This is a genomic window from Hamadaea flava, from assembly GCF_024172085.1.
Lineage (GTDB): Bacteria > Actinomycetota > Actinomycetes > Mycobacteriales > Micromonosporaceae > Hamadaea > Hamadaea flava.
Genome location: NZ_JAMZDZ010000001.1, coordinates 1622457 through 1640925, shown reverse-complemented (window position 1 = coordinate 1640925; position 18469 = coordinate 1622457). Strand labels below are relative to the sequence as shown.

General features: G+C 70.5%; 15 protein-coding genes. 11 read left to right on the top strand and 4 right to left on the bottom strand.

Annotated features, from left to right (window positions below):
* Positions 1 to 3: 3 nt before the first annotated feature.
* From HDA40_RS07855 to HDA40_RS07845, 3 genes are all read right to left on the bottom strand, one after another.
* Positions 4 to 3321 (bottom strand): hypothetical protein, encoded by a 3318-nt coding sequence (locus HDA40_RS07855; RefSeq protein WP_253753461.1) that lies wholly within the window; start codon positions 3319 to 3321, stop codon positions 4 to 6.
* Positions 3322 to 3411: 90 nt separating this feature from the next.
* Entirely contained in the window at positions 3412 to 4392 is a 981-nt protein-coding gene (locus tag HDA40_RS07850) for an aldo/keto reductase (RefSeq protein ID WP_253753460.1), read from the bottom strand.
* Positions 4393 to 4409: 17 nt separating this feature from the next.
* Positions 4410 to 5027 carry a dihydrofolate reductase family protein gene (locus tag HDA40_RS07845; protein WP_253753459.1) on the bottom strand — a complete coding sequence of 206 codons (618 nt, stop codon included), beginning with the start codon at positions 5025 to 5027 and terminating at the stop codon, positions 4410 to 4412.
* Positions 5028 to 5139: 112 nt separating this feature from the next.
* Between HDA40_RS07845 and HDA40_RS07840 the strand changes: the two genes are divergently transcribed.
* From HDA40_RS07840 to HDA40_RS07820, 5 genes are all read left to right on the top strand, one after another.
* Positions 5140 to 5436, top strand: a complete 297-nt coding sequence (locus HDA40_RS07840; protein WP_253753457.1) for a hypothetical protein — start codon at positions 5140 to 5142, stop codon at positions 5434 to 5436.
* A 386-nt stretch (positions 5437 to 5822) separates the two neighbouring features.
* Positions 5823 to 8066: a rhamnogalacturonan lyase family protein gene (locus tag HDA40_RS07835; RefSeq protein ID WP_253753455.1), complete on the top strand. Its 2244-nt coding sequence runs from the start codon at positions 5823 to 5825 to the stop codon at positions 8064 to 8066.
* A 73-nt stretch (positions 8067 to 8139) separates the two neighbouring features.
* The gene (locus tag HDA40_RS07830; RefSeq protein WP_253753453.1) at positions 8140 to 8346 is read left to right on the top strand and encodes a hypothetical protein; all 207 of its coding nucleotides are present in this window, start codon (positions 8140 to 8142) and stop codon (positions 8344 to 8346) included.
* A gap of 124 nt (positions 8347 to 8470) precedes the next feature.
* Positions 8471 to 8947: an SGNH/GDSL hydrolase family protein gene (locus HDA40_RS07825; protein ID WP_253753451.1), complete on the top strand. Its 477-nt coding sequence runs from the start codon at positions 8471 to 8473 to the stop codon at positions 8945 to 8947.
* Positions 8948 to 9037: 90 nt separating this feature from the next.
* Positions 9038 to 10528 carry a phospholipid carrier-dependent glycosyltransferase gene (locus tag HDA40_RS07820; protein ID WP_253753449.1) on the top strand — a complete coding sequence of 497 codons (1491 nt, stop codon included), beginning with the start codon at positions 9038 to 9040 and terminating at the stop codon, positions 10526 to 10528.
* On the opposite strand, the gene HDA40_RS07815 is transcribed toward HDA40_RS07820, so the two are convergent.
* Positions 10512 to 12647 carry an MMPL family transporter gene (locus HDA40_RS07815; protein WP_253753446.1) on the bottom strand — a complete coding sequence of 712 codons (2136 nt, stop codon included), beginning with the start codon at positions 12645 to 12647 and terminating at the stop codon, positions 10512 to 10514. The two genes, HDA40_RS07820 and HDA40_RS07815, sit on opposite strands and share 17 nt — an antisense overlap.
* 166 nt (positions 12648 to 12813) lie before the next feature.
* Here HDA40_RS07815 and HDA40_RS07810 point away from each other — a divergent pair, with 166 nt between their 5' ends.
* The 6 genes from HDA40_RS07810 to HDA40_RS07785 are packed head-to-tail and all read left to right on the top strand — an operon-like array spanning position 12814 to position 18455.
* Positions 12814 to 13824: an ABC transporter substrate-binding protein gene (locus tag HDA40_RS07810; protein WP_253753444.1), complete on the top strand. Its 1011-nt coding sequence runs from the start codon at positions 12814 to 12816 to the stop codon at positions 13822 to 13824.
* Positions 13821 to 14669: an ABC transporter permease gene (locus tag HDA40_RS07805; RefSeq protein WP_253753442.1), complete on the top strand. Its 849-nt coding sequence runs from the start codon at positions 13821 to 13823 to the stop codon at positions 14667 to 14669. The genes HDA40_RS07810 and HDA40_RS07805 overlap by 4 nt, the downstream gene beginning before the upstream one ends.
* Complete coding sequence (locus HDA40_RS07800; RefSeq protein ID WP_253753440.1) at positions 14666 to 15385, top strand: ABC transporter ATP-binding protein; 720 nt, start codon at positions 14666 to 14668, stop codon at positions 15383 to 15385. Before HDA40_RS07805 ends, HDA40_RS07800 begins: the two co-directional genes overlap by 4 nt.
* A gap of 3 nt (positions 15386 to 15388) precedes the next feature.
* Positions 15389 to 16411: an ABC transporter substrate-binding protein gene (locus tag HDA40_RS07795; RefSeq protein WP_253753438.1), complete on the top strand. Its 1023-nt coding sequence runs from the start codon at positions 15389 to 15391 to the stop codon at positions 16409 to 16411.
* A complete protein-coding gene (locus tag HDA40_RS07790; RefSeq protein WP_253753436.1) occupies positions 16408 to 17310 on the top strand; it encodes an LLM class flavin-dependent oxidoreductase in 903 nt (300 codons plus the stop codon). The genes HDA40_RS07795 and HDA40_RS07790 overlap by 4 nt, the downstream gene beginning before the upstream one ends.
* Before the next feature lie 2 nt (positions 17311 to 17312).
* Positions 17313 to 18455 carry an LLM class flavin-dependent oxidoreductase gene (locus tag HDA40_RS07785; RefSeq protein ID WP_253753434.1) on the top strand — a complete coding sequence of 381 codons (1143 nt, stop codon included), beginning with the start codon at positions 17313 to 17315 and terminating at the stop codon, positions 18453 to 18455.
* Positions 18456 to 18469: the final 14 nt, after the last annotated feature.

Below are 18469 nucleotides of genomic sequence, written 5' to 3'. Positions count from 1 at the left end.
TCATCACACGTGGTCGCTGAGGCGGATCGCGTACGCGGCGTCCCGGACGTCGGCGACCGGATGGGAGCGCAGACTGCGGACCAGCTCCCGGTACGGCTCGGCGAATCCGACCGTGTCGCCGAGCCGGGACAGCGCGACGGCGGTCAGGCCACCGGCGAGGTCGCCCCGCTGCCGCAGGCTTTCGGCGAGACGCGGCGCGACTTCGCGGGTCCACTCTCGGCGTACGCCGGCCGCCCGGACGAGATCGGCGACGGCGGCCGCAGCCACCGGCCGGTCGGCCAGGCGGTCGCAGATCTCGGCGACGTCGTGTTCGCCGGTGACCTGGACGAGCAGCGACACGGCGTCGACCAGCAGCGGATCGTGGGTCGCGGCGTATCGGGCGAGGCCGGCCAGAGCGTCGCGGTCGAAGCCGGTGTCGTCGGTGCGGACGGCGGTCGCGATCGCGGACAGCGTCGACTGGGCGCGTCGCAGTGGTACGCGGTCGCGCTGCGGATCGTCGTCCGGGTCCGCCACCGCCAGTTCGACGAGCCGGCGCAGGACACTGTCGGCAGTGGATTGTCCGGCCCCCGTACGCAGCAACGTGACGAGCGTGGCGATGGCGGCCGGGCCGGGGCCGGTCGGGGACAGGTCGGTCAGGCCCGCCATGATCGTGGCGTCGAGACCGTCGGCCCAAGCCGCCCACGTCGGCACGCGGGCCCACGCGTGGTCGGCCGCCTTCTCGTCGGAGCTGCGGCAGCCCGCCAGGATCAGCGCGGCGTAGCGCGTACGGGCGTGGTCGGGCAGCAGCATCGGGTAGGCGGCGCCGAGCGCCACCACTGCGGCGTACTCGCCGGACTCGGCCGCCTCGGTGAGGATCAGCCACGAGGACGGCTGCTCCAGGCGAAGGCGCGCCACCCCGATGAGGGCGGCCCGCACGTCACGATGCGCGTCCGGCCGGCTCCACTCGGCGTACAAGATGGTGCCGGCCTGGGGCACCGAGAAGTCGGCGGCGAGGCGCGTGATCTCCTTGCGGCTGGTCACCTTGAGCGGACCGGCGAGCGCGGTCGTGACCACTTCGCCGAGCGCGCTGGGCGTGACGAACCGCGCGGCGCGGCGCAGGGCGTAGACGGCGACCCGCGCGCGATCGTCGCCGGTGTGCGCGAGCAGGAGCGGCAGCGCCTCGGCCGGCCGGTCGGTCCACGGCAGCGCGCCGAGCGCGGCCTCGGCGAGCGCGACGTTGGGGGAGTCGTGCCAGCGCTCGGCGACCGCCCAGCCGAGGTCCGGCACACGCGCCGCAGACCAGATCGCCGAGCAGCGGGCGCTGACGGTCGCGCCGGCGTCGGCCACGATGCCGCTCAACAGCTCGACCCACCGGGCGCGGTGCCGCGGCAGCCAGCGCCGCACGTGGCTCGCGTAGCCGGGCACCCATCGCGCGCCCTTCGCGATGAACGCGCCCGCCGGCGCCTTCTTGCCCAGCACCAGGTCCAGCAGGTCGGTGCGCCGGCCCTGCACGATCGACCACACCGTCGGCACCGCGATCGCCGACAGATCCGCGCGCAGCACCTCCTCGACCCGTGTGTCGCGATGCGCGGGATCGTCCAGCCACAGCTCGATCGCGCTCCGCACCACAGTGGACGGCCGGGCCACGCGGATCGTCTCGCGCAGCATCGCCTGCAGATCAACCAGGTTGTACGCACGACGCCCGAGCGCCGTCGTGAAAGCGAGTAGCAGCGCGTACTTGTTGCGACGCACACCGCTGTCGATCCACTCGCGCACGGCCGCGAACGCCTGGTGCTCCTGCCCGCGCCGCAGCTCCAACCGGCCGAGGTAGGGCAGCCGATCGTCGCCGAACAACGCCTCCAGCCACAACAGCGCGGCTTGGCTCAGCGTGGCGTCGGCGGCGTGCGTCACCAGCACCCCGAGGGCGACCTGCTGAATCGCGGAGCGGGTGGTCGCCGACGCGTCGCGGGCGGCCAGCGCGTCACCGAAGACGGTCGTCAAGTCGTCGATCGTGGCCGGTTCGATCAACCGCGGTGCGACGGCCGCGAACGCCGCGAGGGCGCGCGACCGGACCGGGTCCTGTTCGTTGCGCAGCCGCAGCAGATGCTGGACCAACTGGGTGACGACCCCCGGGTCCGCCGACCTGGCCGCACACCACGCGAGATGCTCGTACGCGTACGCGCGCTCGTCGGCGACCGGCGAGCGGGCCGCCGCCAGCAGTTTCGGTTCGGCTTCGGCCCAGGGCAGGAACCCGGTCAGCCGAACCCGGAGCACTGTCGTCTGAGTACGCTCCAGTGCCAGCATGCGCCGCGCCTCGGTGACCCGCCGCTGCCAGGGCAGCACCTCCAGGTGGACGTCGGTCAGCATCAGCTGGGTCCGGTCGACACCGGCGTACGCGCCGTCGAAGATCGCGCCACGGCGACTCGGGGCCAGCCGGGCCAGCAGTTCCGGCAGCCGACCGGCCTCCCGCAGGCGTACCGCGAGCTGGATGAGCTGATCGTCGGGCAATCGCCGGAACGCCGACAGCAGCGGCCGCGGCAGCGTGGCGCGACGCAACCAGTTGGCGCGCCGCGGCTCCAGCATCAGCGCCAGGAACCGCTCCGGGTACGCCTTGGCGAGCCGGACGTGATCGATGCCGCCCCCGGGCAGGGCGGCCGCCGGGGCGTACTCGGCCAGCAGGTCGAGCACGGCCTCCGGCTGCGTCGCCGACGCGCTGAGGATGCCCCCGCCGGGCCAGTTCCACCAGCTCTTGCGCTGCGCCTCGGGGAGGTCGGCGAGCTGCCGCCGGGCCTCGGCCAGCGCCGGCAACGGATGCGCCGTGACGGTCGCGTACCACGTGCTGCGCGGGCCGATCTCGGGGAGAAGCCGGGCCACCGTCTCCGGCGTACAGGCGGGCAGTAGACGGCTGGCCTCGTCGTCGCCGAACCGGGCGCGTACGCCGTCGACGATCGCGTCGGCCAAGCCGGGCAGCCGAACCCGGCTGCGCTTACGCCGCAGCAGGCCGTAGACCACCTGCCGCGTCGCCAGCGGGGCGTCGTCGAGCAACTCCCGCACCGCCGAGTGCCCGGCGGCTCCGCTGAGCAGCCACAGCTTCGTCGCCCGCGCCCGGATGACGCCGTCGGGATCGGTGCGGAAGGGACGCAGGGCCACCCCGTCCTGCGCCACCCCGGCGAGCAGCACCGCCATCTCCCGGCTGAAACTGTCGCCGGCGCTCAGCTCGGCCACCACCGCCGCCAACTCCGGCGTACCCGCCGTCCGGCGAGCGTGCTGGGCCAGCAGGCGTACGCGTTGCGGGTAGGAGAGCTTGTCGACGGACTGGCGGAGCGAACTGGCGCTGATCACGGCCGACATTCTGCCCGGTGATCTTCGGCGACGCCTTCCCTTTACGAGCCCGGTGGGGGCAGGCGTCGGCTGGATCGCGCCGGTCGGCGATCAGTTGTGGCCGAGGATGGCGTGCGGCCGGTACGGCGCCTCCAACTGCGCCACCTCGTCCGTCGTGAGCCGCAAATCCACCGCGGCCACCGCGTCCGTCACGTGGCCTGGCTTGGTCGCCCCGACGATCGGCGCGCTGACCACAGGTTTGCCGAGCAGCCAGGCCAGCGCGACCTGCGCCGCCGGTACGCCGCGCGCCCCGGCCACCGCCCGGACGGCGTCCACCACGTCGAAGTCGTTGTCGTCGTACAGGCTTTCGGCGAACGCGTCGTTGGCGGCGCGTACCGTCAACGTCTGGCCGCCCCGTTCCCGGTTCCCGGCGAGCAGACCGCGCGCGAGCGGGCTCCACGGCACCAGCCCGACGCCCTGATCGGCGCAGAGCGGGTTCATCTCCCGCTCCTCCTCGCGGTACACCAGGTTGTAATGGTTCTGCATGGAGACGAACCTCGTCAGGCCGAGACGTTCGGCGGTGTGCTGGGCCTTGGCGAACTGCCAGGCGTACATGCTGGACGCTCCGATGTAGCGGGCCTTGCCGGCCCGGACGACGTCGTGGAGGGCCTGCATGGTCTCCTCGATCGGCGTCTCGTCGTCCCAGCGGTGGATCTGGTAGAGGTCGACGTAGTCGGTGCCGAGCCGGCGCAGCGAGGCGTCGATGCCGGCCAGGATGTGCTTGCGGGACAGGCCCCGGTCGTTCAGGCCGCTGCCCATCGGCGAGTAGACCTTGGTCGCCAGGACGTAGTCCTCGCGGCGTTCGAACAGCTTGCCGAGCAGCCGGCCGGTGATCTGCTCGCTCACTCCGTCGGAGTAGACGTCCGCGGTGTCGAAGAACGTGACGCCCGCCTCGACCGCCTGGCGGACGAGCGGCTCGGCCTGCTCCTGGTTGAGCGTCCAGGCTCGTTTCACCTGGTCGCCGAAGCTCATCATGCCGAGGCAGATCCGGGATACCGACATGCCGGTGGTGCCCAGTCGTGTGTACTGCATGATCGTCACCCTACGGCTTACGCGCCGGCCGGTACGGCATCGCCCGGCTCCCCGGGCGGATCGGTGTCGGCCTGCTCGCCGGGCGGTCCAGTGAGGACCGTGGGCGCGTACTCGAGGAGCTGGAGGCGGCCGTCGAACGTGCGGCTCGTCAGCAGGTCGAGCCGGACGTCGGGGTACCCGTCGTAGATCCGCTCCTGGCCGGTGCTGCCGTTGATCACCGGGAAGACGACGACCCGGAAACGGTCCACCAGACCCGCCTTCAGCAGGGAACGGCACAGCGCGAGGCTGCCGATCGTCCGCATCGAGGTCCCGCTGTCCTTCATGCCGCGTACGGCCTCGACGGCGTCCTCGGCCACGAGGCTGCTGTTGGGCCAGGACAACGGGGCCGTCAGCGACCGGGAGAACACGACCGTCGGCATGCTCGCGAGGGACTCGGTGCCCTCCTCGCCCTCGGCGGCCAGCCCGGACATGGCGCGATAGGTGTTCGCGCCCATCAGGACGGTGTAGTCCGCCTCGGGTTGGTCGCCCAGCCAGGCGAAGTACTCGGGGCCGCCCATGCCCCACAGGCCGGGCCAGCCTTCGGCGGCGCCGTAGCCGTCGAGCGAGGTGATGAAGTCGACGAGCAGCTCTGCCATGGGTTCCTCCAACATCATCGGGTGGTAACCCAGCAAATCCTCCCATATCCACGCGGGCTACGCCGGTTGTGGCTCAGGTTGCTAGCGCATTGATACATTCCCACTTCCGGGCATGCGGATCCTGAACACCGGCGTCGGGTACGCCGCCGCGGCGTACGACTCGGCGGCCCGGCGGTTGGTGGTGGTGGCGGTCAACACCGGCGCCGCGCAGAACCTCACCTTCGACCTGTCCGCGTTCAGCCAGGTCGGCGGTGGCAGCGGCGGCCTGGTCCCGCGGTGGACGACGGTGCCGTCCGGCGGCGACCGCTACGCCGCGCGCAGCGACACGCGGCTGAGCGGCAAGACGGTCACGCTGGCGTTCCCGGCCGGGTCGGTGCAGACCCTCCAGATCGACAACGTCGTGGTGTGAGCTTGTCGCCTCGTGGGTGGACGGTGTGGGGCCTGGAGATGTGCCAGGAACCGCGGAAAGCCTTGACGCCTCACTTGAAACGTTTTAGCTTCAGCCCAGGCGTGGCAGTCACGGTTGTCTATCGCCTGTGCCGTCCTCGCCGTCCCCGAGCCGGAACAACCAGCGCCCACTGGTCCGGCCCGCTCCCATCCCACAAGGAGTCCACGGATGAATCGAACCCCAGTCGCCGGCGCAAACCCGGCCGTCGTGCCTCGCGCTGATCGCTGAGCCCGCTCGTACTCCACCGGTCCTGGAACTTTTCCAGGTCACGGCGATGATCCGCGCTTGATTCAGCCATTTAACGTTTCAAGTCCGCTGTGCTCGCGATCTACCTCAGGGAGATCCTCATGCAATCACCGAAACGCCGCGTCGCGTTGCTGACCGCCTGTGCGGTGGCGACGGTCGGCGCGCTGACGACCACGGTCACCGCGGCATCCGCGGCGGGGACCCGCTACGAAGCAGAGACCTCGCCGTCCACCTGTGACGGCACGATCGACTCGAACCACACCGGCTACTCCGGCAGCGGCTTCTGCAACGGCACGAACGCCGTCGGGGCCGCCGCTCAGTTCACCGTGACGGCCTCGGCGGCCGGGGCGGCGACGATCACCATCGGGTACGCCAACGGCACCACCGCGACACGGCCGACCGACGTGCTCGTCAACGGCGCGGTCGTGCAGTCGGCGATGACCTTCGACGCCACCGCGAACTGGGACACCTGGGCGACCAAGACGCTGTCCGTCTCGCTCGTCGTCGGTAGCAACACGATCCGGTTGACCCCGACCTCCGCCGACGGCCTGGCCAACATCGACTACCTCGACGTCGAAGCCGGCGGTACGCCGCCGGTGGAGCAGGGGCGGCAGATGGAGAAGCTGAACCGGGGTGTGACCAGTGTGCATTCGGGTTCGGGAAACATGGTGAGTTGGCGGTTGCTGGGTACGGATCCGGCGTCGGTGACGTTCAACCTGTACCGGGGTGGCACGAGAGTGTTCTCGGGGGCGTTGACGAATTATCTGGACGCGGGTGCGGCCGCGGATGCGGTGTACACGGTCCGCGCCGTCGTCGGCGGCGTGGAGCAGGCGGTGTCGGCGGCGGGGATCACGTTCGCCAACGGGTATCGGGATGTGCCGTTGCAGATTCCGGCCGGGGGCACGACGCCGGATGGGGTGGCGTACACGTATTCGGCCAACGACGCCAGTGTGGGTGACCTCGACGGTGACGGGGTTCTGGATTTCGTGGTGAAGTGGGATCCGTCGAATGCGAAGGACAACTCGCAGTCCGGCTATACCGGCAACGTATATGTCGACGGATACAAGCTGGACGGGACCCGGTTGTGGCGCATCGATCTGGGGCGCAACATTCGCGCGGGTGCGCATTACACCCAGTTCCAGGTGTATGACCTGGACGGTGACGGGCGGGCCGAGGTGGCGATGAAGACCGCCGACGGGACCGTGTCGGGCACCGGGCAGGTGATCGGGTCGAGTTCGGCGGACTATCGCAACAGTTCCGGCTACGTCCTGTCCGGGCCGGAGTACCTCACAGTGTTCGCGGGTCCGAATGGTGCGGTGCGGGCGACGGCGAACTATGTGGTGCCCCGCGGCACGGTGTCCTCGTGGGGGGATTCGTATGGGAATCGGGTGGACCGGTTCCTGGCCGGGGTCGCGTATCTGGATGGCAGGCAGCCGAGTCTGGTGATGGCCCGTGGCTACTACACGCGCAGTGTGGTTGCGGCGTGGGATTTCCGTAACGGCAGTCTGACGCAGCGGTGGTTGTTCGATTCGAACGTGTCGGGATCGACGTGGACCGGCCGCGGCAACCATCAGCTGTCGATCGCCGACGTCGACTCCGATGGGCGGGACGAGGTTTTGTATGGGTCGATGGCGGTGGATGACAACGGGGTGGGGTTGTGGACCAACGGCACCCATCATGGGGATGCCTACCATGTGGGGGATCTGATCCCGTCGCGGCCGGGGTTGGAGGTGTTCAAACCGTCGGAGACGACCAGTGAGGTCGCGGCGTGGATGGGTGATGCGCGTACGGGGCAGATCATCTGGTCGAACCCGACGTGTGGGTGTGACAACGGTCGTGCGGTCGCCGGTGATGTGTGGGCTGGTTCGCCGGGTGCGGAGGCGTGGTCGTCGTCGCCGTCGGGGTTGCGTAACGGGGCGACCGGGGCCGAGATCGGCCGTAAGCCGGGGTCGACGAACTTTCTGGTCTGGTGGGACGGCGACCCGGTCCGCGAACTGCTGGATGCCACGCATATCGACAAGTACGGCACGTCGGCCGACACCCGGCTGTTGACCGGGGCGAACGTGGCGGCCAACAACGGCACCAAAGCCACCCCCGCGCTGTCGGGTGATCTGTTCGGCGACTGGCGCGAAGAGGTGGTGTGGCGCACCAGTGACAGCAGCGCGTTGCGGATCTATGCCACGCCGACCCCGACCGACCGGCGGCTGTACACGCTGTTGCACGACGCCCAATATCGGGTCGCGTTGGCGTGGCAGAACACCGCCTACAACCAGCCGCCGCATCCGTCGTACTTCCTCGGCGACGGCATGAGCACCCCACCCGCACCCACCATCTACGTCCGCTGACCGCCGCCGTGGGCGCGCCGGTCCGGGCGAACCGGCGCGCTCACGGTCAACCCTCTCGTGCGTAGGAGCCCGCATGTCTTCCACCCGATTCCGCGCTGCGATCCTGTCGGCGAGCACCGCGATGGCGACGATCGGCCTCACGGTGGTCGTGACGACCCACGCCACCGCTGCGGTGACCCGATACGAAGCCGAGACGCCCCCCGCTGTCTGCACCGGAACCATCGACTCGAACCACACCGGCACCAGTTCGCCCAGTACTTCACCGGCAGCGTCACGGTGAAGAACAACGCGTCGCGGGCCGCAGCATCCAGACCTGGCTCTACGACCCGAACGTCACCACGACGACGGACTCGTCCGGCGAATGCGTCATCAGCCCGGCGACCTACTCCACCCGCTGGCAGGCCATGCTGGACGCCACGACCGGCATGAAGTCCGGCGACTATCTGCTCATCCAGTTCGGCATCAACGACGGGACGAGCACCTGTCCCCGGCACGTCGGCTCCGCGCGGTACCAGCAACTGCTCGGCGTCATGGCCAGCGCGGCCAAGGCGCGAGGAGCCCATCCCGTCTTCCTGACCCCGGTCGCCGCGATCACCTGCTCGGGCAGCACTGCTGTAGGCAATCGCGGATTCCTCACCGAGACGAACGCGGCCGGCAGCGCGAACGGCGTACCGGTCATCGACCTGCACCGGCTGAGCTACACGTTGTACAACACGCTCGCGTTCTGCCCGAACAACGGCGACTACACCTCGGGTCCGGTCGGCGCCTTCTTCTGTGACGACCACACCCACTTCGAGGCGGCCGGAGCCAAGCAGATCGCCGGTGTCGTCGCCTCGGCGCTGCGGAACCAGCAGATACCCCTGGCCGCGTACCTCAAGTAAGCCTCGCGTACCCGGCGTCCGGCATCCGCGGTCCAAGGCAGCGGGTGTCGGATGCCGGGGTACGCCGCAGTCGTGGCCTACGGTGTAAAGGTGGCATTTGCGACAAAGACCATCGAAGCTTCTCAGGAGCCGCAGAAGGCGGCGACGGTCGAGCTCGCGTCGCCGACCTGGTCGCCCCGGAGCTGGACCGGCCTGCTCGCGGTCCTGGCGATGGGAGTGTTCGGGCTGGCCGCCCGGCTGCGCTACGTCAACCCGATGCGCAGCGGGGACGAGCCGCACTACCTGATGTTCAACGTCGCGCTGCGGAAATACCACAGCCTCAACCCGGCCCACGCGTACGCGAACGGCGACTATCTGGCGATCCATCCGCAGCCGATCGAGCCGCATCTCGTGCCGGGACCGGACGGCCAGCCGCTGCCGCTGCACGGATTCGGCGGGCCGCTGTTGTGGCATCCGTTCTACCTGCTAGGGGGCGTCGCCGGGGTCTACCTGTTCATGGTGCTGGTGTCGACCCTGACGGTGCTCAACATCTACTGGCTGCTGTCGGAGCTGGGCTTCGCCCGCGCGTACGCGGTCGGCGTGGCCGGGCTGTTCGCCGTCGGGACACCGCTCTACACGTATTCCTCGATGCTGTTCATCGAGCCGATCGCCGCCCTCGCGGTGGTGTTCGCCGTACGCGGCCTGCTCCGCGCCGAGCTGACGGCCGCCCGGGTCGCGGCGGTCGCCGCAGCCATGGGTGCGCTCGTCTGGGTGCACGGCCGATTCCTGCTGCTGATCGTGCCCGTCATGCTGCTCCTGGCCGGGCGGATCTGGCAGCGCAGCCGGTTCCGTGACCGCCGGGCGATCGCCGCGCTGACCGTCCCGAGCGTTCTCCTGGTCGGCGGGTACGCCCTCTACAACCTCGTCGTGTGGGGCACGGCGAACCCGGCTCCGGCGAACGCGGCCTCCGGCAACGGCATCTTCCAGATCTCGCCGCTGACCGGTGTGCTCGACGCGCTCCTGGACCGGAACTACGGGCTGCTGCCCAACTTTCCGCTCATGTTCCTGGTCGGCGGGGGAGTGCTCCTGGCGCTGGGCGGCGGCCTGCGGCGTACCAGTCTGATCGTGGCGGCCGTGGTCGTGCCGTACGCGGTCTCGGTGTGCACCTTCGTCACCTGGTGGGCCGGCTTCGGCCCACCGGCTCGGTATCTCGTCGCCGTCACGCCGCTGCTGTCGATCTTCGTCGCGGTCGCTCTGCGACAGCTGAGCCACTGGCTCGCCGTCGCGGCTGCCATCCTGCTGGCCGGCTTTGGGCTGCTGCTCGGCCTGCTGAGCGACGTCGACAAGCTGCTGCGCTGGAATTGGGAGCTGCATCCGGAGGTCTCGGTCCTCGGCCGGCTCGGCGATCTGCTCGGGCTGCCGCTGGCCACGTTCACGCCGTCGGCGTTCCTGCCGGGACAGGCCGCGTTGTTCGGCTGGTGGAGCGCCGCCGTCGTCGCGGTGTCAGGCCTGATCTGGCTGGCCGGAAACCGGCACCGGCTGCGCCTCCAACCCGCAGGCCGCTTCCTGAATCGGCGCGGCAGAATCAGTCCTCCAGGCTGATCCGCGGGAGAATCCGGTCCAGCCACCGCGGTATCCACCACGCACGGTCGCCCAGCAACGACATCACCGCCGGCACCAGGATCATGCGTACCACCGAGGCGTCGATGAGCACCGAGAACGCCAGGCCGACCGCCAACATCTTCACGATGGGCTGGTCGTTCAGCACGAAACTGGCGAACACGACGATCATCACCGCGGCGGCGGTGGTGATGACCCTTGCGGTAGCGCCGATGCCGATCGCGACGCTGCGGCGCGCGTCGCCGGTCTGGCCGTATGCCTCATGCACCCGGGACAGCAGGAACACCTCGTAGTCCATGGACAGCCCGAAGATGACCGCGAACATGAACATCGGCACGAACGCCGGGATGGGCACCTTCTCGTCGAGGCCGATGAACGACGAGCCCCAGCCCCATTGGAACACCGCCACGAGTACGCCGTAGGACGCCGCCACCGACAGCAGGTTCATGACCGCCGCCTTGATCCCGATGGCGAGCGACCGGAACGCCATGGTCAGCAGGATCAGGGCCAGCAGCACCACCGCGCCGATGATCAGCGGCAGCCGCTGGACGATGCGGTCGGTGAAGTCGACCGCCTGGGCGGTGCCGGTGAGATAGGTGGTCGCCGCGACCGTCGGCAGCACGTCGTCGCGGATCCGCCGGACCGTGTCGGTCGTCGCGTCGTCCTGGGGCGCGGTGGTGGGGGTGGCGTTCATGACCGCCACCGTGTTGGCCGGGTTGACGTTCGCGGGCGACACCGAGGCGACGCCCTCGGTCTTCGACAGGGACTGGCTGAGGCTGTTCATCATCGACTGGGTGTCACTACTGGACTGTCCCTGTGGAACGGCGACGACGACCGTGATCGGTCCGTTGGCGCCCGGCCCGAATCCTTCCGACAACAGGTCGTACGCCCGGCGCGAGGTCTGCGACGTGGGGTTGGCCCCGGCGTCGACCTGACCGAACTCGATCTTCAGCAGTGGGAGGGCGAACACCAGGAGTAGCAGCGTCGCTCCGGCCGCGTACGGCCAGGGGTGGCGGCTGACCGCCCGGCCCCATCGGGCGAACAGGCCGTGCTCGTGATCGGGGGCGGCCGCTGACTCGTCGCGCCGGCCCCAGGCCCGGACCGCCCGTTTCACCAGGCCGAGCAGCGCGGGGACGAGGGTCAGCGCGGCGCACATCGCGACCACGACCATGATCGCCGAGGAGCCGCCGAGGGCGCCGACGAACGGCACGCCGGACAGGTAGAGGCCGAGGATCGCCACCACGACGGTGCTGCCCGCGACCACGACGGCCGCGCCGGAGGTGGCCGCCGCCCGGCCGATGGCCTGGAGAATCGGCTGACGGGCGTCGACGCCCTCGCGATGGCGGGCCACCATGAACAGCGCGTAGTCGATGGCCACCCCGAGGCCCAGCAGGGTGGCCACCGTCGGAGCGGTGGTCGGCAGGGTGAAGAGGTTGGCGAGCAGGGCCAGGATCGACAACCCGACGAGGACGCCCACAATCGCCGACACCAGCGGGATCACCGCGGCGGCCAGCGACAGGAACATGATCAGCAGCAGGACCAGGGCGAGCGCCAGCCCGACCGCCTCGGAGCTGCGGTCGTCGGTGGCGTCGTCGATCTGCCCGGCCCCGCCGCCGTATTCCACGGTCAACCCGGCCGCCCGCGCGGGCGCGAGGGCCGCGTCCAGCTGGTCGAGGTAGGAGTGATCGAGACTGCCGGGCACCACGTCGAAGGCGATCGTCGCGTACGCGATCTGCCCGTTCTTGCTCACCAGTGGACTGTTGGCGGCGGCGAACGGGCTCGTGGCGGTGAGGACGTGCGGCAGTTTGGCGGCGTTGCCCACGGCTTGGTTCACCGCCGAGGAGGACGCCGACACCTGTTTACCGGCCGGCGCTTGGAAGACGAGCTGCCCGCTGTAGCCGCCCGCCTGCGGGAACTCCTTGGTAAGCAGGTCCGCGCCCTGCGCGGAGGACGAGCCCGGCACCGTGTAGTCGTCGGCGAGTTCCCCGCCGAAGAACTGCCGGCCGAGGAGCAGGCCCACCACGGCGACAAGCCACAGCACGATCACCAGCCAATGCCGTCGTGCCGCTGACTGTCCCCATCGTTCCAGGATTGTCTTCATGCTCGATTCCCCCGCCAGCAGGCTACGCCGCGCGATCGGTGGGGCGTTCACAATCCGGTCATCCTGGCCCTTGGGATCGGCCTTGTATCCCATAATTCCCATGGGAACGATAGGAATTACGTGATCACGGTTCACGTGATCGTCCTGTCGCAAGGAGTTCCTCGTCATGCGCGTGCCCCGAAGGCTGCTGATCGCGGCCACGACCGCCCTCTTGTCCGCCGCGGCCGTCGGGCTGAGCGCCTGCGGCTCCGATGCGGACGCCGCCACCGGCGACCCCGGTGGTGCGGTGCTGAAGTTGCAGGACCCGGGTAACGCCGGACCCCTCGCGTACGCCAAACGCGAGGGAATCCTGGAAAAGCGGCTGGCCGCCGTGAATGCGAAGGTCGAATGGGGCGGCTCCTACGCCTCGTTCACGGCGACCGCAGACGCCGTGCATGCCGGCTCGGTGAACGTGCTGGCCGGGGCGATCTCGCCGGTGCTCGGCTACCTCGCCAACAGCAAGGACATCCGCGTCTTCGCCGTCACCGACCCGGTAACCGACGCCGCCGCGCCGCAGACCGACGGTCTCGTCGTCGCGGCCGACAGCCCGATCAAGTCCGTGGCCGACCTCGTCGGCAAGCGGGTCGCCGTCAACAAGGGCGGCCGCGGCGAATACCTCCTGCTGCTCGCCCTCCAGCAGGCGAACATCCCGGTGGACCAGGTCGAACGCGTCTACCTCGGACTCGACCAGGCGGCGTCGGCGTTCGCGACCGGCAAGGTGGACGCCTGGTGGGCCATCGTCAACGCGTACCCGCAGGTCGTGGCGAAGGGCGCGCGCGTGCTCGTGCACGGCCGCGACCTGCCCGACCAGGATCTGTCCATCGTGGCCGCGCGGCTGGAACTGCTCCAGCAGCACCCGGAGGCGGTCAAGGTCTATCTCGACGTGCTCCGTGAGCTGACCCAGCAGGCCAAGCAGGAGCCCGAGAAGTTCCAGAACGTCTTCCTCCAGCAAGGCCCCACCGCGGTCACCGGCGACCGGCTGAGGCTGGAGATCGAGAAGACGCGCTACGCGCAGGTTCCGCGCCTGGTCACCGACGCCGACGGGGCCGCGGTCACCTCGGTGTCCGACCTGTTCGCCCGCTACGGCGTGGTCAAGGACAAGGTCGCGCCGGCCGACGTCTTCCTCGTGCTGTCATGACCGCCGTCATCGATCCGCCGGTCGCCACCGCGGTCACGTCGCCGCTGGTCACACCCCGGTTCCTGGGTGCGCGGCGGCCCCGGCGGGTGGTCTCGCTGGCGGCCCGGCTCGCGGTCCCGGGACTCCTGCTGCTCCTCTGGTGGTACGCGACCAGCCGCGACCTGATCTCCGAGGAGGTGCTCGCGGGGCCGGGCGCGGTCGTGCGGGCGCTGCGCGAGCTGGCGTCGACCGGTCAGCTCGCCGAGTACCTGCTCGCCTCCTTCGGCCGGGCGGCCCCCGGCGTCCTCATCGGAACCCTGGCCGGGCTGCTGCTCGGACTGTGGACCGGGCTGTCGGCGATCGGCGAACGGCTGGCCGACCCGGTGATGCAGATGAAGCGGGCGGTGCCGTTCCTCGCTCTGGTGCCGCTGTTCATCTCCTGGTTCGGCGTCGACGAGCTGTTCAAGGTGGTGCTGATCGCGGTGGCGACGGCCAGCCCGATGTACGCGTACACGTATCTCGGGGTGCGTGGCGTCGACCGCAAGCTCGTCGAGGCCGCCCGCACGTTCGGGCTGTCCGGCGTACGCCTGGTCGCCGGGGTGATCCTGCCGACCGCGCTGCCCAACATCCTGATGGCGCTGCGGATCAGCCTGTCGGTCAGCCTCGTCGGGTTGATCGCCGCCGAGCAGGTCGGGGCCACTGCCGGCATCGGATACCTGGTGACGCTGGCGCAGCAGTACTACCGCAACGACTACATGGTGCTGTGCATCCTGCTGTACGCCGTCCTCGGCATCGCCATCGACCTCGGCGTACGCGGCCTGGAACGGCTGGCTATGCCCTGGCGGCGGCATCAGGAGGCCCGATGACCGACGCCGTACGCCCACCCGCCGTCCAGCTTCGTGGTCTGACCAAGCGGTTCGGGACCAAGACCGTGCTGGACGCGATCGACCTCGACCTGAAAGCGGGGGAGTTCCTGGCGCTGCTCGGCCCGAGCGGCACCGGCAAGACGACTCTGCTCCGCATCCTGGCCGGGCTGGAGGTACCCGACTCCGGCGAGGTGCTCGTGCCCGAGCGGCGTACCACCGTGTTCCAGGAGCCGCGCCTCGTCTCGGCTCGGCGGGTGCTCGCCAACGTCACGATCGGCCAGCCGCGCAGCGCCGAGGAAGCCGGACGGTCGGCGCTGGCCGAGGTCGGGCTGCCCGACGCCGCCCGGCGCTGGCCGGTGACCCTGTCGGGCGGCGAGGCCCAGCGCGTCGCGCTGGCCCGAGCCCTCGTCCGCCGCCCCCAACTGTTGTTGCTGGACGAGCCGTTCGCCGCGCTCGACGCGCTGACCCGGTTGCAGACCCAGGACCTCGTCGGCGACCTCGTCACCCGGCATCGGCCGGCAGTCGTCCTCGTGACGCACGACGTCGAGGAGGCCGTGCGGCTCGCCGAGCGGGTCGCCGTGCTGCGCGACGGGAAGCTCGCCGCCGACCAGCCCATCGACCTCCCCGGTTCGCGCGACCGCACCGACCCGCGGTTCGTCGAGTACCGCCGATTCTTCCTCGCCGAGCTAGGCATCCCGTCGTTGAAAGGGGTCTGACCCATGACCGCCGTTCTGGAATCTACTGTGGACAAAGTTTGGTACACCCGGTGCCCGGTGCCGACCGCCAGCGGCCTGGCCCTCAACCTGGGCTGGCTGGCCGAGGAGTTCGGCACGGCCGGGCTCGACGTGGGCGTGCTGCAGGACGCCGGGCCGGAGTTGGCCCGCCACCACTACGACCACCAGCTGCTCGGGCTGTTCCGCGAAGGCGGCAACGTGCCCGCGCTCGCGGCGAAGTCCGAGGGCGCCGCGACCAGGCTCATCGGGCTGACCTGGATCGACGAGTGGCAGAGCGTCCTCGTCCGGGCGGACTCGCCGATCACCGGCCCGGCCGGCCTGGCCGGAGCCACCGTCGCCCTCCCCGGCTGGGGCGCGACCCGGGGACAGAGCTTCCCCCGCGCGATGGCGTTGCACGGCTTCAAGGGTGCGCTCAGCCTCGCCGGGCTGACCCTCGACGACGTACGCCCCGTCACCGTGCCCAGCCTCTCGACGGAGATCGGCCGCGACCGGACCGGGGGAGGGCTGTGGCCCGGGCTGCAGGCCGTTGCCGACGGTGCGATCGACGCCGTCTACGTCAAGGGCGCCAAGCAGGCCGAGGACGCCGCCCGGCTGGGCCTGCGCGTGGCGGTCGACCTGGACGAGCACCCCGACCGGCGGTACCGGGTCAACAACGGCACGCCACGGCCCATCACCGTCCACGAACGACTCCTGGCGGAGCGGCCGGAGTTGGTCGTCCGGTTCCTCGTGCAGACGCTGCGGGCCGCCGACTGGGCCGCCGGGCACCTCGACGAGCTGCGGACCATCCTCGCCCGGGAGACCCGGTCCGGGGCCGACGGCGTCCTCACCGCGTACCGGTCGGGGTTCCACCGGACGCTGCATCCGACGCTGGACGCCGACCGGCTCGACCTGCTCGACCGGCAGCAGCGCTTCCTCGCCCTGCACGGATTCCTGGCCGGTGAGGTCGACGTGTACGCCTGGGCCGCGCCTGAGGTTCTCGAAGCCGCCCATCGGGAGGTGGCGGCGTGACCACACTGGATATTCAGGTCCTCCTGCCGACCCGGGCCGAGGGCGTACGCCACGGCTTCGGGCACCTGCGGGAAGTGGTCCGCGCGGCCGAACTGGGCACGCTGTCCGGCGCGGTCGTGCCGTTCGACCCGGACGGGCTGGAGAGCTGGAGCGTCGCCGCCGCCGCGCTGCGGGACACCCGCTGGCTGCGAGTGGCGGCGGAGTTCCACCCCGGCGTCAGCACCCCGGTGTACGCCGCCAAGGTGGCGGCGTCGCTGCAACGCTTCTCGGGCGCTCGGTTCGCCTGGCGGCTCGCCGTCGACCTCGACCCGGCCGTCGCCCGAGCGCACGGTGACTTCACCGTCGGCGACGACCGCTACCTGCGGGCAGCCGAGTTCCTGCAGATCGCCCGTGGTGTGTGGGGTGGCGGCAAGGCGTCCGGCCCGGGTGGTGTCAAAGGCGAGTTCACTTTCGAGGGCAAGTTCTTCGACGTCCTCGACGGCGGATTCGCGGCCCCGCTGAGCCTCGTGCCGTTCCCTCAGGTGCAGCTGACCGGGGCGTCTCCGGCCGCCCTCGACCTGTCGGCGCGGCACGGCGACGTGCACATCTTCGCCCCGCCGACGCTGGCCGCAGCCGCGCAGCTGACCGAGCTGGCCACAGCCCACGGGCGCACCGTCCAGCTCGGCGTACAGCTGTCGGTGCTGCTGCGCGAGGACGCCGCCGAACTGGCCGACGCGCCCTTCCGTGACGAGGTCGACTTCGCCGGAACCTACGCGGAGGCGGCCGACCTGCTGCGGGCGTACGCCGCCCAAGGCGTGTCCACCGTGGTGTTCGACGCCCGGCCGCGCATCGAGGAGACCTATCGCGTCGGCGAGCACCTGCGCCCGTTGCTGGAAAACCCTGTGCTGGAAGGAGTCTGACCATGTCGATCGACATCTACTGGCGGGTCGGCACGCATGGCGACCAGCCGTCCCTGCGACGGCGTACACAAAGCCGGGGAGGGTTCGTCGACGTGCCAGTGCCCGGTCAGCTCGCCCCGGGACTACGCGATGGCGTACCGGACGGATACAGCTACGCCGACCACGTGGCCGACGTCGTCCGGGCGTCCGAGGCGGCCGGCTTCGTCGGCGGTCTGCTGCCGTCGTTCCCCGGCACCGACGACCCCTGGGCGCTGGCCGCCTCGCTGGCTCAGCAGAGCCGCACGTACCGGTTCATGGTCGCGTACCAGCCGGGATTCCTGCACCCGGTGCAGGCCGCGCGACTGACCGCGAGCCTGCAGGCCGCGACCGGCGGGCGCATCGTCTACAACGTCATCTCCGGCGGCGGTGGACCCGCGCAGCTGTGGTGGGGCGACAAGGTGTCCCACGACGACCGGTACGCGCGGACGTCGGAGTTCCTCGACGTCCTCAAGGGAGTGTGGGCAGGGGACTTCTCCTACGAGGGCCGGTTCTACCGGGTCGAGGGAGCGGGCCTGCCGAAGGACCTGGCCGGACAGCCGTTTCCCGAGATCTACTTCTCGGGCTCCTCGCCCGCCGCGATCGAGGCGGCCGGACGGCATGCCGACTACTACCTGTCCTGGCTGGAACCGTTCGACGCGCTCGCCGCCAAGTTCGCCCAGGTCCGGACGGACGCCGCGGCGCTGGGCCGCACCCCCCGCTTCGCCGTACGCCTCGACGTGCTGGCCCGTCCGACCGAGGAACAGGCCTGGGACGAGATCCGGCGCGGCTTCGAGAATCTGGGTCCGGAGGCACTGCGCGCCTTCGAAGGCGGCGGCGACTCGGTGGGCGCGGCCCGCAGCCGGGGCTTCACCGGCGACCCGAGCAAGGGCTACCGCGGCCTGGAGGTCGCGCCCAACGTGTGGGGCGGTTTCCACCTGCTGCGCGGCGGCCCGGTCTTCGGCCTCGTCGGCAGCTATCACCAGGTCGCACAGCGCCTCGATGAGCTGATCGGCCTCGGCGTCGACGCGTTCATCCTCGCCGGCGTGCCGCATCTGGAGGAGGCGCACCGGATCGGCGAGAACGTCCTGCCCCTGCTGGCCCGCGACCACGACATCACCATTCCCTGACCTGACCTGACTTT